The sequence below is a fragment of the Thiofilum flexile DSM 14609 genome (assembly GCF_000380185.1).
Classification (GTDB): domain Bacteria; phylum Pseudomonadota; class Gammaproteobacteria; order Thiotrichales; family Thiotrichaceae; genus Thiofilum; species Thiofilum flexile.
Window position 1 is genome coordinate 119,380 of record NZ_KB904817.1, and the last position, 13,746, is coordinate 133,125.

Consider the following 13,746-nt stretch of genomic DNA (forward strand, 5'->3'; position numbering starts at 1 on the left):
TTCGTCGGTCGATTAATTGTTGCCTATTAGCAACTTCATGATAATTCCGCAACATACTGTTGTAAAATTGTCGTAAACTATAGAATGAATGTATGCTTAAAGAAAAACTTTAAGTTGTGTGTCGAATGCTTCATTCTAAATGGGATGACCCAGCATTCCTTATTTTGATGCTTTACTTAGGTAGTAATCTCCAGGATGGGGATTGCTTTGTCAGAGGAAAATGAAAGATGAAAGCTATGTTAAAATCCATGTTCCCCGCATTATTCGCAGCCGTACTGATGAGTGCAGTATCTATGACGGCTAGTGCTGCTCCTTTAACCTTACCTTCTAATAGCACAGAGATTTATCAGGTATCAGGTTTAACACCTGGTAAGGTATTACGTTTATATACAGAACCGGGTCGCGGCATTATCGTTAATATCCCCCATAATGGACGCTGGATTGTACGCCGTAATGCTCAAGTACTCGTCGGTGATGTACTGTGGGAAAAAGTATCTTGGGACGATCAAACCGGTTGGGTGGTATCAAGCCGCTTAGCGTTTGACCCTGAAGCCACTGAAATCGCTCGTACTCGTCGTGAGTGCATTAAAAACCCAGCCGTAAAAGACAAAATGTGCTGCGGTTACCCAGAAGCTGCTAAAGGTATACCTTTCCGCTCTGTACCTATTTACTCTGTACAAGGTTTAAAAGCAGGTCAAAGCTTAATGATGTATGTTGAGTCTGGTGAAACTGCCATTGCGGTTGAGATTCCTCATAATGCCACTTGGGTGGTTAAATTAGGCCGTATTGCTCAAGTAGGGGCTGATGAGTGGGCGCATGTCCGTTGGGCGGGTCAAAATGGTTGGGTAAATGCTAGCTACTTACGTTTAGACCCAGAGCAAACTCGTATTGGCGATGCGAAACGTCGTCGTTGCAGCAATGGTCCATTATTAGCACCTGCTAAACCAGAGCTAGTATGCTTACCTGCATCAGTCGTTCGTCGCTTACAACAAAGCAATGCATTGCCATCTGATTTGTTAAATCGTTTAGCCGCTGAAGCTGCCGCTGCAGAAGCTAAAAAATAATCGACGTTAGGCTTGTTATTGTAAAAAAGGCGTTCATATGAACGCCTTTTTTATTGAATAGAGTATATTTTGTGTGGTTAGGGTTAAAACGAATGTTTACCACAAGCTTCCAATGTGTTTTGCATTAACATAGCCACCGTCATAGGCCCTACCCCTCCCGGAACAGGCGTAATATAGGCTGCACGTTCTTTAGCGACTTCAAACTCTACATCACCCACTAAGCGTCCATCGGCTAAGCGATTAATGCCGACATCGATAATGGTGGCACCTTCTTTAATCCACTCACCCTTAATCATATTCGGTCTACCTACCGCCACCACGACAATATCAGCCTGACGTACTAAATGCTCGGTAACATCACCACTAAAACGATGGCAAATACTCACGGTAGCACCCGCTAAAATCAGCTCTAACATCATCGGGCGACCCACAATATTAGAAGCACCGACCACAACAGCATGACGCCCTTTAAAAGGCTCGCCAATACTTTCTAACAGGCGAATCACCCCATAAGGCGTACAAGGACGCAAGCCCGGAATGCGCAAGGTTAATTTGCCAATATTGGCAGGATGGAAACCATCAACATCTTTATTCGGGCTAATCCGTTCAATAATCAGGGAAGCATCTAAATGAGCTGGTAGTGGTAGTTGCACTAAAATCCCATCAATCGCTGGGTCATCATTTAAACTATCAATAAGCTCAACTAGTTCATAATGGGTCGTTTCGCTAGGTAAGTCATACGAGCGTGACATAATCCCCACTTCCTCACAGGCTTTACGCTTATGATTCACATACACCTGAGAGGCGGGATCATTACCAATTAAAATGACAGCTAAACCGGGTTGCCGTTTACCTTGTTGTTGGCGCTGCTGGATTTTTTCACGCACTTCCGCACGTACTTGAGCGGCGACGTGTTTACCATCTATGAGTTGAGCGGTCATGGTCTAACTCTTCACAATGTAGAAAAAAGGCAATTGTACACACCCTAACCGTACTGTCACTCACCATATAGGCGGCGTTTAAGCTTTTTCTGTTTCAAAATGGTGGTGGAAATTTCTTCAATAGAAATATTGGTGGTATCAATAAACGCAATTTGATGGCGTTGATAGAGTTCTTGTTGCCATTTTAATTCTTGCTCACATTGCTCAGCGGAGGCATAACGACTATTCGGGCGGCGTTCTTGACGAATTTGAATAAGCTGTTCTGTGCTAAGGGTCAAACCAAATAATTTATCGCGGTAAGGTTCTAAGGATTTAGGTAACTCGCGTGTTTCCATATCCTCTTCGGTGAGGGGATAGTTAGCGGCAGAAATGCCATATTGCAGTGCCATATAGAGACAGGTCGGAGTTTTACCAGAGCGTGATACCCCAATCAGAATCACATCGGCTTTATCAAAATTGCGTAAGTTCATGCCGTCATCATTACTCAAGGAGTAATTAATGGCAGAAATACGATTAAAATAGGAGGAGGTATTATGCATACTATGCGAGCGCCCCACCGCATGGGCGGATGCTTGCCCTAGTTCAATCTCCATAGCACCAATAAAGGTCTCAAAAAAATCATAGAGCGCACAATTGGCTTGCTCAATCGGGCGGCGTATTTCAGTGGTAATAATCGTGCTAAACACGAGGGGGCGTTGACCATCACGCTCCGCCGCTTGATTAATTTGCTCGGCGACTTCTTTGGCCTGTTCTTCATTATCTAAGAAAGGAATACTCACTTTACGCCATTCAAAGCCATCAAATTGAGTCAGTAAGCTATGGCCTAAGGTTTCAGCCGTAATACCAGTACGGTCTGATAAATAATAAACAGTACGCTGATTAGGCATAAGAAATATCTCTCCTTATCATGAAACTGACTGAGTGTTTAGAGTGAGCTAGGCAGCTATCTAAAAGTAATCGAGTGTTTCTGGAGCAGTCTTGGCGGCATGGATGCCGCCTTGTAGCGTACAGGGATGTATTCACAGCGACTGCGGAAGAAATGCTCGATTACTTTTTACCAAGTATTTAATTCACTCTAAATATAGTTTAAGTGTAATTAACTTTCGTGTTTCTCTAAATTAGCCAGATAGAGCCAAGTATCTACCACGGTATCGGGATTTAAAGAAATACTGGTAATTTTTTGCTCGTGTAGCCAAGCCGCAAAGTCGGGGTAATCCGAAGGCCCTTGACCGCAAATACCGATGTATTTGTTTTGACGGTGACAGGCATCAATCGCGAGTTTAAGTATTTTCTTAATCGCTGGATTGCGTTCATCAAAGAGATGAGCAATGAGGCCAGAGTCTCGATCTAAGCCTAGTGTTAACTGGGTCATATCATTCGAGCCAATCGAGAAGCCATCAAAATAGGCCAAAAATTCATCCGCGAGAATGGCATTAGAAGGAATCTCACACATCATAATCAGGCGTAGCCCATTTTTACCGCGCTCAATACCATTGGCTTTGAGTAGTTCGGTGACTTGTTGCGCTTCTTCCACGGTGCGGCAAAAGGGGATCATAATCTCTACATTGGTCAAACCCATCTCATCACGTACTTTACGCAAGGCTTTACATTCCAGCGCAAAACATTCTTGGAAAGAAGGGGATAAATAGCGCGAGACCCCGCGATAGCCGATCATAGGGTTTTCTTCATGCGGCTCATAACGATCACCCGCAATCAGATTGGCATATTCATTGGACTTAAAATCCGACATGCGCACAATCACTTTATTGGGATAGAACGCAGCAGCTAGAGTACTGATACCTTCGGCTAATTTCTCAACATAGAAACTGACTGGATCGGCATAGCCTGCAATTTTTTCACTAATGGTGGCTTTAAGCTCAGATGGTAGGCTAGCAAATTCCAACAGTGCTTTAGGGTGAACTTCAATCGTTTTGGAGATAATGAATTCTAAACGGGCTAAACCGACACCGGCATTCGGTGTACGTGAAAACGCAAAGGCTTTAGAGGGTGTTGCCACATTCATCATAATTTTGACGGAAAGCTCCGGAAGTTTGCCGGTATCGGTAGTACTTTTACCAAAACCTAATAAGCCCGGATAGATATAGCCAGTATCGCCTTCGGCACAGGAGACGGTAATAGGATCACCGTTTTTAATCAGTCGGGTGGCATTACCACAGCCTACTACCGCAGGAATCCCCATTTCACGGGCAATAATTGCCGCATGACAGGTGCGCCCCCCGCGATTCGTCACAATGGCTGAAGCACGTTTCATAATCGGTTCCCAGTCAGGATCTGTCATATCCGTGACCAGCACATCACCTTCTTTGACTTCATCGATTTGGTCGATACTCATAATCACACGGGCAGGTCCCTGACCGATTTTTTGTCCAATCGCCCGTCCTTCACAAATCGGGGGTGCTTTACTCTCTAGGTTATAGCGCTCAATCACGGTATTACTGGCTCGACTTTCGACAGTTTCAGGGCGAGCTTGTACAATATAGAGTTTGCCATCGCCCCCATCGAGTGCCCATTCAATATCCATTGGGCGACCATAATGTTTTTCAATAATGAGGGCTTGGCGAGCGAGTTCTTCTACTTGGGCATCAGTAATACAAAAACGCTGGCGGCGAGCACTATCCACTTCACGCACTAAAGTCGCTTTAGTATGCGTGCTACCCGTGTCATAGACCATTTCAATGGCTTTAGAGCCTAAGCGACGCGATAAAATAGCCGGACGTTGTGCAGTAAGATTCGGTTTATAGACATAAAACTCATCAGGATTGACCGCCCCTTGCACCACAGTTTCACCTAAACCATAGGCTCCGGTGATAAAGACAGCGTCTCGAAAGCCCGATTCGGTGTCTAAGGTGAATAGCACACCACTCGCACCAATATCGCTACGTACCATTTTTTGTACGCCTGCTGATAAGAATACTTTGTCATGCTCAAAGTTTTGATGCACACGGTAGGAGATAGCACGATCATTATAGAGCGAAGCAAAGACCTCTTTAATGGCAGCAATGACATTGTCTAAGCCACGTACATTCAGAAATGTTTCTTGTTGACCGGCAAAAGAGGCATCGGGTAAATCTTCAGCGGTTGCAGAGGAACGCACCGCAAAGGAGGCCGTATCGCCAGAACCTGCCGCAAGCTGTTGATAAGCATCGGTCACAGCGGCGAGTAAATTAGGCGGTAGGGGGGCATCCATGACCCAGCCGCGAATGGTTTTTCCGGCGGCATTAAGGGCTGGAATATCATCCACATTAAGGCTAGCCAGTAAGTCATTAATGCGCTGAGTGATTTGGTTCGAGTCGAGAAACTCACGATAGGCATAAGTGGTGGTAGCAAAACCATTAGGGACACTCACGCCGACATTAGCTAAGTTACTAATCATTTCCCCTAGTGAGGCATTTTTGCCGCCTACTAGATTTACATCATGCATACCTAACTGGTTGAACCAAAGAATGTAATCAGCCATTGAGAACGCTCCTGAGATGGCAAGGGACTAAATAAAGCTTTTATAGACTAGATGGTAACATTATGCGTGCGGGTGCGGGATGAAATTGTGCTATTGTTTTATGCTGAGCTAAGAATAGTGTGCTCAAAAAAAGAGCGACGTCCTAATTGACGTCGCAAGCACCACAGTTAGCATTGGATAAACATTCAATGAATGTTCGATGAGCGCTACCTTAACAAATCAGGCCGTTATTGTTAAAATCAATTGTTTCAATCATTAGTATTGAGTTCTTAAATTATTAAGCCTTAGGCAACACAGTCATGCACTATTACAAACAAACTCGCTATAAATTGTTGCGTACTTTCTGTGTCGTGGCACAAAAAGAAAATATTACCCATGCCGCAGAGCAATTACATATCAGTCAGCCCACGGTTTCCTTACAAATCCAAGCCTTAGAGCGTGAAATGGGGGAGAAACTATTGGAGCGGCGCGGGCCGAGTGTAAAATTAACCCCGGAAGGAAAAACACTTTACCAATTGATTCAGCCTTTGACTGCCGGCATTGACTCCTTGCGTGAAACCTTTGCCGCGAGTTTGGGAAAAATTGAGGATGGGGAGCTAAATATTGCCGCTGGGCATTCGACTTCTTTGTATATTTTGCCGGAATATATTGAGCGCTTTCATCACACCTATCCCGGTATTCGGATTAATCTGCATAACTACAGTATGCCCGCAGGCTTAAAGCCCTTATTAGAGGATCAAGTCGATTTTGCGGTGGGTTCTTTAGCACAGGTGCCAGATAATATTGCTTATAAGCCTTTTGTGGGGTTTAAGTCGATTTTGATTACCGCAATGGATCATCCGCTGGCGAAGAAAAAGCAAGTGACTTTAGAGGACATTAGTCCCTATGGCATGATTTTACCACCGCGTCATGTGCCTATTTGGCATATGATCGATACCGTGTTCCGCCAGTACCAACTCACTTATAAAGTGATTATGGAGGCTGGCGGCGGCTGGGAAGTGGTGAAGCGTTATGTGGAGGATAATATAGGGATTTCGATTACCAATGAAATGTGCATCACGGGTAAAGAGCAACTGGCTGTCCTACCCGTTGAGCGCTATTTTCCAGCACGCACTTATGGGCTGATCTTGCGGCGCGGTAAGTTTCTCTCTCCCCAAGCGAAGCGCTTTTTAGAAATGGTCGATGCAGATTTATTCCAACATGAATCCATCTAAACCCCGCTAAGCAAAGTGCAACACAAAGCCCTTACATGAGCCATTCCACGGGTAACCAACTAATAACCGTAATAAGCATACGCTCTAGTAGACTAACATTAGGTTCTGAGGTGTAGATTTTAGTTTGTGAGCCGGAGGTTTCCTGCCACTCTAATTCACCTTGATCGTTGAGAACGACTTGATAGGCCTGCGTTTGCATATAGTGCTCGGAGCTTTTAACCGAGTTTGTCCCATATTGACTATTTTCAAATACAATCCCCATTTCAGTGTTATGGATAGCTGAGCGTGGATCAAGATTAAAAGAACCCACAAATACCGTCTTACGATCAACAACAAAGGCTTTGGCATGTAAACTCGCGCGGGTAGAGCCTAATAGAGAAAAACCTTCTGCTTGATAACTCTGGGGTTTTAGCTCATAAATCTTCACCCCCATCCTTAATAGTTGAGTTCGATAATTGCTATAGCCAGCATGTACTGCAGCTACATCATTAGCAGCATACGAGTTGGTTAAAATCGTGATATTAACGCCTGCATCGCGTAAGGTTTGAAATAACTGAAGGCCATGCTCGCCGGGAATAAAATAAGGGGAGGAGATAATGAGTTCATGCTTAGCACTTTGCATGAGCTTAATAATGTCATGGGTAATATTACCAGCTATAGCAGTGAGTGGGCTAATCACTTTAGTAGGGCGATCACTCAGTACACTAATAGGGGCATAATAGGTGGTTTGATTACTATTCGTTAGTAAGGTTTGAATCGCATCTTTTTGTTTAGCTACTTCCTCACGATAAGTCTTGAGCGCTTGCTGTGCTGGCTGTTGCCAGTATTGAAATACGGAGTCATTAGCCGGTGTGCCCAGTTTTTCAATGGGATAAGCCAGACCACTATACCAATAAGTATTAAACTCCTGTGTGACCTCTTGACCACCTGCGCCTGATACCAACATATCAAAATCATTAAAGGCTACATCACTATTATAATTAAAATATTCATTGCCCACATTGCGTCCGCCAACAATGGTAGTGACTTGATCGACGGTAAAGGATTTATTGTGCATGCGGCGGGTAACTTGCGGAAAACGGGCTAAATACTCTGGTACACGAAAACTGCGTAACCAAAAGGGATTGAAAATACGGATTTGTAAATTCGGTTGATCCTGCCGAATACGTGCAAAAATAGCATCCCGCCCTTTCATATCCATATCATCTAAGAGTAGACGTACTTTGACACCACGCTGAGCGGCTTCCATCGAGGCTTGTAGTAGTGCGCGTCCGGCATCGTCATCGTGAAATAAGTAGTACTGAATATCAATAGTATCTTTGGCAACATCAATCAGGCGAATGCGATTGAGGAGGGCAATTGAGCCATTACTTAAGGGGTATAGTAGATTAGGTTGACCCTGCCCCTTTTGTTGGAGTGCGGCTTGGGTAGCCTGATATAACGGTGTTGTAGTATTCACACTGATTTCAGGGCTTGGCTCCGGCTCAACGGGGTAGGCATAATCTCCGAGTAGACGGATAACAAATAGTCCTATTAGTGCTAATAATAAAAAACTAATAATAAAATGACGTTTAAAAAAAGCACCCATGATTTTCTTCGACTCTAAATATGGCTAAAAATAAATAAGATTTCTTCAAGTGTAGCAGGTGATGGTCAAAATATGAGGCAAGATGGTGGGCTTGCCGCCAAGACTGCTCCAGAAATACCCGATTACTTTTATACCTAGGGGTGATAGAAAAACCATTTAATAATAGGGCTGGTTCTTAAATAAGTACCAGTGCTTTACCATGCGCTACCTGAGTTATTTTAACTTTTACCTAGGAGTCGATCATGTCGAAATTATTAGTCACCGGCGCATCCGGTCATTTAGGGCAATTAGTCTTACGCCACCTCATCGAAACAGAAAAAGTACCCCCTAGCCAAATCATTGCTACCACCCGCAAACCAGAATCCCTCGCGGACTGGGCTGCAAAAGGTGTAGAGGTGCGCGTGGCGGATTTTAATGAAGTTGCTTCCTTACAACAGGCTTTTGCGGGGGCGGGGCGTTTATTACTGATTAGTACCGATGGTGTTGGTACGCGTTTGACGCAACATGGTAATGCGATTAAAGCAGCAGAGGCAGCCGGGGTGCAGCATATTATTTATACCTCGATGCCGGATCCTGCTAATAGTTTGGTGAGTTTTGCCCCAGAGCATCTAGCGACCGAGCAGCTCTTGGAGCAAAGCACGCTGACTTGGACGATACTGCGTGATTCTTGGTACTTTGAGAATATTTTACACAGCGCGGGTGTTTGGCTCGCTACGGGTAAAGCCTATACCGCAGCAGGTGAGGGAAAGCTTTCTCATATAGCACGCGAAGATTTAGCACGGGTAGCCGCTAAGGTATTAGCTTCTAATAATAGCGAGAATCGCATTTACACCCTAACTGGAGCCGAGGCCTTTACCACCCAAGAAATCGTGGATTTAGTCGCTAAAACGGCTGGAAAAACGATTCAAGTGATACAGGTGGGAGTACCTGATATTGTAGCCGGTGCAGTTCACGCGGGTTTACCAGAGCCTATAGCACAGATGGTTGCTTCATTTGATGCCAATATTGCCGCCGGACAATTTGCAGCGATTACTTCAGACTTTACCACCTTAACTGGACGTGCGCCGCTACCATTTGCACAATGGTTAGCTGAGCATAAGTCGGCACTGGTTGCACACTAAGTGCTTACTAATCAAAAGAATACCTATTACTAAGCACCCAATAGTCTAGTGATCAAAACGTGTCTACGGGCACGTTTTGTGTGAACCGATACCTTCCTTTTCTCCCATGTTATACTACGACCTGATTTAATTTCCTGCGATTCAGGCCATGACTCCATTCGTACATTTACGCCTCCATACCGAATACTCCTTAGTGGATAGTACTATCCGTATCAAAGCATTGATGAAGGCTGTTGAGAAGGCCGCCATGCCAGCCGTAGCTATGACCGATCTGAATAATCTATTTGCGCTGGTGAAGTTTTATAAAGCGGCGATGGGAGCAGGGATTAAGCCTATTTTTGGCATCGATATTTTACTGCAAGATGAGCACGACCGGCAGAATACCTTTCATATGATTTTGCTGTGTCAAAATAATATGGGGTATCGCAATCTGACCAAATTAATTTCTCGCGCCTATCTAGAGGGACAAGTGTTAGGTATTCCACGAGTGAAGCGTGAGTGGGTGGCAGAGTTGAGTGAGGGGGTGATTGCACTATCGGGTGCTAAAGATGGCGATGTAGGGCATGCCTTATTAGCAGGTAATCAAGCATTAGCTACTGAATATTTAACCGAGTGGCTGCAAATCTTTGGGGATCGTTATTATATTGAGCTGCAACGCACGGGGCGGGATCAGGATGAAATTTATTTAACAGCAGCGGTGGAGTTAGCACTGCAATTTAATGTACCCGTCGTGGCGACTAATGACGTGCGTTTTTTAAGCTCGGATGATTTCTATGCGCATGATGCGCGGGTCTGTATTCGGGATGGTTATGTGATGGCTGATCCTAAACGCCCCAAGCGTTATAGTGAGCAACAGTATTTACGTACTCCTGAGGAAATGGTCGAGCTATTTGCTGATATTCCGAGTGCCTTAGAAAATACGATAGAGATTGCTAAGCGCTGCAATCTGTCGCTGACCTTAGGCAAGAATTATTTACCGCAATTCCCTATTCCAGATGGTATGACTACAGAAGAATACTTTTGTAAGGTCAGTGAGGAGGGATTAGAGGAGCGCTTAGATTTTCTATTAGGGGATAAAACACCTCGTGGCACCCCCGCATTTGAAGAAAAGCGCAAGCCCTATGATGAGCGTCTAAAAATTGAATTAGATGTGATTAATAAAATGGGCTTTCCGGGCTATTTTCTTATCGTTGCCGACTTTATTCAATGGGCTAAGGATAATGGTATTCCCGTAGGCCCTGGACGGGGATCAGGGGCGGGGTCATTGGTGGCCTATGCTTTAAAGATTACCGATCTTGACCCACTGGCTTATGACTTACTGTTTGAGCGCTTTTTGAATCCTGAACGGGTATCCATGCCGGACTTTGATATCGATTTCTGTATGGATAATCGTGATAAGGTCATTGATTATGTGGCGCGTACCTATGGACGGAATCAGGTTTCACAGATCATTACCTATGGTTCGATGGCAGCTAAAGCCGTGGTGCGCGATGTAGGCCGGGTGCTGGGTCATCCTTATGGGTTTGTGGATCGCATTGCTAAGTTGATTCCGTTTGAAGTGGGTATGACACTCACTAAGGCATTAGCGGAGGCGGAGGATTTAAAGCAGCTCTATGATTCTGACGAGGAAGTCAAAGCCTTACTCGATTTAGCCTTGTCGCTAGAGGGATTATCACGTAATACCGGCAAGCATGCGGGGGGCGTATTAATCGCACCGTCGGATTTAACCGATTTTACCCCTATCTATTGTGAGGAAGGGGGCGAGGGGCTGGTATCACAATATGATAAAGATGATGTTGAAGCCGTTGGCTTAGTAAAGTTCGACTTTTTGGGTTTACGTAATCTAACCGTCATTGATTGGGCGGTGCACAATATTAATCAAATTCGTGCCGCCAAAGGGCAAGAGCCATTAGATATCAATCGTATTCCTTTGGATGATCCAGCCTCCTTTGATCTATTAAAAGCACAAAAAACCACGGCGGTATTCCAGTTGGAGTCGCGCGGTATGAAGGATTTGATTCGTCGCCTTCAGCCCGATGTATTTGAGGATATTATTGCATTAGTGGCCTTATTCCGTCCCGGACCGCTGCAATCGGGGATGGTGGATGACTTTATTAATCGTAAGAAAGGGATTGCTAAAGTCGAGTACCCACATCCGAGCTTAGAGCAAATTCTAAAGCCTACCTATGGTGTTATTGTTTACCAAGAGCAGGTCATGCAGATCGCGCAGGTATTGGCGAATTACACCTTAGGTGGGGCGGATATGCTGCGTCGTGCCATGGGTAAGAAAAAACCAGAAGAAATGGCGAAGCAACGCTCTATTTTTATGGATGGAGCGCGACAAAATAGTATTGATGAAAGTCAAGCTACTTACATCTTCGACTTAATGGAGAAGTTTGCGGAGTATGGGTTTAATAAATCGCATTCAGCGGCGTATGCGTTAGTAGCCTTTCAAACCGCATGGCTCAAAGCGCATTATCCAGCAGCGTTCATGGCTGCGGTATTGTCAGCGGATATGGATAATACTGATAAGGTAGTGACCTTATTAGATGACTGCCGTCAATTAGGGTTAGAGATCATACCACCTGATATTAATCGTTCCGCCTTTGAGTTTACGGTAGCAGGGGATAAGAGCATTTTGTATGGCCTAGGGGCGGTCAAGGGGGCGGGTGAGGCTGCTCTGAGTGTCATTGTTGAAAGTCGACGCACTAAAGGGAAGTTTACGTCGTTGGCGGATTTATGCCAGCGCGTTAACTCCCAGAAGGTGAATAAGCGCGTTTTAGAGACCCTGATTAAATCCGGTGCTTGTGACAGCTTAGGTGCGACACGTAGTTCGATGTTAGCCTTTTTACCAGAAGCGTTACGCATGGCAGAGCAATATCACCGTAATGAAAATGTGGGACAGGTCGATCTATTTGGCGGTTTATTTGGTGGGGTCAATGATGAGCCAACCGAGGCCAGTATGCCTGAGCTACCTGAATTTCCTGAAAAAGAGCGTCTGAAATTAGAAAAAGAGACATTAGGGCTGTATCTGACTGGACATCCACTCGATGAGTATAAGCAAGAGGTCGAGGGGTTAACACAACGTAGACGCTTAGCCGATTTAGCAGAAGAGGATGGTACGGAGTATTTTCGTGAGAAAGTGATGTTAGCAGGGCTAGTCGCCTCGATACGAGTACAGGCAACGGATAATGGTAAGCGTGCTTTTGTTCAGTTGGATGATAATACCGGCTACTACGAGGCTTTGGTGTTTACCGATACCTTTAATGAGTTTGGCAAGTTTCTAGAAAAAGATACCTGCATCGTCTTAGAGGGACAGCTAGATACAGATAGGCGTATAGGGCGCACACGCTTTAGAGTGGAAAAGATACATTCGATGCAGTCGATAAGAGAGTGTTTTATTCGCAAGATCGGCCTAAAGATAACCTCTAACCAGTCTTTGGATAAAATTAAGCCGTTTTTACAGCCAGTAGAGCAGTCTAGCTGTTCTATTGTTGTGCAATATGCTAATGATCAAGCCTATGCAGAGGTGCGATTGGGTGAGCAATGGGGCATCGATTTAAAGGATGCGAGTGTTCGTGAGCTATACAATGCACTGGGTAAAGAAAATGTTAGGTTTGTATTCAGTTGATTTTTTTGTGATTTTTAAAAAAGTTACTAAAAAATGAAAAAAGTACTTGGCAAACTAAAATCACATGGCTAATATACGCACCTCGCAGCAAGCAGCACACTGCAAGTTGCTAAACTAAGCACCCGTTATTAGTAATAAAATCAGGTAGTTAGTTGAAAAGATAAAATCTAGTTTGTTTCGAAAAATTGATGAAAGTTGTTGACAAACAAAAAAATCAGTATAGAATAGACAGACTAACATTAAGCAAGACTTAATGAGTTATTTAAAAAGTAAACAAATAAACTTGTGTGGGTGCTTGAATCATCTGTAGTAACAGAATGTATCAAGTATTCACTTTCGTCAAGAAAGTAATTCACTATTATATATTCTGAGCAAAAAACACGTTGGTAGGTAGTGGTGTTGTTTAGTATTCATATTAAACAGTATAGCTAAGCTATTGACACAAAGATTAAACTGAAGAGTTTGATCCTGGCTCAGATTGAACGCTGGCGGTATGCTTAAGACATGCAAGTCGAACGGTAGTCCCTTCGGGGATGAGAGTGGCGCACGGGTGAGTAACACGTGGGAATCTACCCAGTAGCGGGGGATAGCCTGGAGAAATCCAGATTAATACCGCATACGCTCTACGGAGGAAAGGCTTCGGCCACTATTGGATGAGCCCGCGTTGGATTAGGTAGTTGGTGAGGTAAAGGCTCACCAAGCCTGCGAT

8 protein-coding genes and 1 rRNA gene are annotated in these 13,746 nt (G+C 44.5%); 5 read left to right on the plus strand and 4 right to left on the minus strand.

The window, feature by feature from the left end:
• The first annotated feature begins 227 nt into the window (after positions 1-227).
• A complete protein-coding gene (locus tag A3IK_RS0117975) occupies positions 228-1,064 on the plus strand; it encodes an SH3 domain-containing protein (protein WP_020561362.1) in 837 nt (278 codons plus the stop codon).
• A gap of 83 nt (positions 1,065-1,147) precedes the next feature.
• Here the strand turns inward: A3IK_RS0117975 and folD are convergent, their stop codons facing one another.
• The 3 genes from folD to ppsA all read right to left on the minus strand — a co-directional run bounded on the left by folD (position 1,148) and on the right by ppsA (position 5,483).
• On the minus strand, positions 1,148-2,005 hold the full coding sequence (gene folD / locus A3IK_RS0117980; protein ID WP_020561363.1) for a bifunctional methylenetetrahydrofolate dehydrogenase/methenyltetrahydrofolate cyclohydrolase FolD: 858 nt from the start codon (positions 2,003-2,005) through the stop codon (positions 1,148-1,150).
• A gap of 56 nt (positions 2,006-2,061) precedes the next feature.
• The gene (gene ppsR / locus A3IK_RS0117985) at positions 2,062-2,892 is read right to left on the minus strand and encodes a posphoenolpyruvate synthetase regulatory kinase/phosphorylase PpsR (protein WP_020561364.1); all 831 of its coding nucleotides are present in this window, start codon (positions 2,890-2,892) and stop codon (positions 2,062-2,064) included.
• Positions 2,893-3,101: 209 nt separating this feature from the next.
• Positions 3,102-5,483 carry a phosphoenolpyruvate synthase gene (gene ppsA, locus A3IK_RS0117990; RefSeq protein WP_020561365.1) on the minus strand — a complete coding sequence of 794 codons (2,382 nt, stop codon included), beginning with the start codon at positions 5,481-5,483 and terminating at the stop codon, positions 3,102-3,104.
• Between the two features lie 299 nt (positions 5,484-5,782).
• Here ppsA and A3IK_RS0117995 point away from each other — a divergent pair, with 299 nt between their 5' ends.
• Positions 5,783-6,697 carry a LysR family transcriptional regulator gene (locus tag A3IK_RS0117995; RefSeq protein WP_020561366.1) on the plus strand — a complete coding sequence of 305 codons (915 nt, stop codon included), beginning with the start codon at positions 5,783-5,785 and terminating at the stop codon, positions 6,695-6,697.
• 31 nt (positions 6,698-6,728) lie between these two features.
• Here the strand turns inward: A3IK_RS0117995 and A3IK_RS19965 are convergent, their stop codons facing one another.
• Positions 6,729-8,285: a phospholipase D family protein gene (locus tag A3IK_RS19965; protein WP_020561367.1), complete on the minus strand. Its 1,557-nt coding sequence runs from the start codon at positions 8,283-8,285 to the stop codon at positions 6,729-6,731.
• A gap of 242 nt (positions 8,286-8,527) precedes the next feature.
• On the opposite strand from A3IK_RS19965, the gene A3IK_RS0118005 reads away from it, so the two are divergent.
• The 3 genes from A3IK_RS0118005 to A3IK_RS0118015 all read left to right on the plus strand — a co-directional run.
• On the plus strand, positions 8,528-9,406 hold the full coding sequence (locus A3IK_RS0118005) for an SDR family oxidoreductase (RefSeq protein ID WP_020561368.1): 879 nt from the start codon (positions 8,528-8,530) through the stop codon (positions 9,404-9,406).
• A 148-nt stretch (positions 9,407-9,554) separates the two neighbouring features.
• Entirely contained in the window at positions 9,555-13,037 is a 3,483-nt protein-coding gene (gene dnaE / locus A3IK_RS0118010; RefSeq protein WP_020561369.1) for a DNA polymerase III subunit alpha, read from the plus strand.
• 450 nt (positions 13,038-13,487) lie between these two features.
• Positions 13,488-13,746, plus strand: a 16S ribosomal RNA gene (locus tag A3IK_RS0118015); the annotation flags it as partial.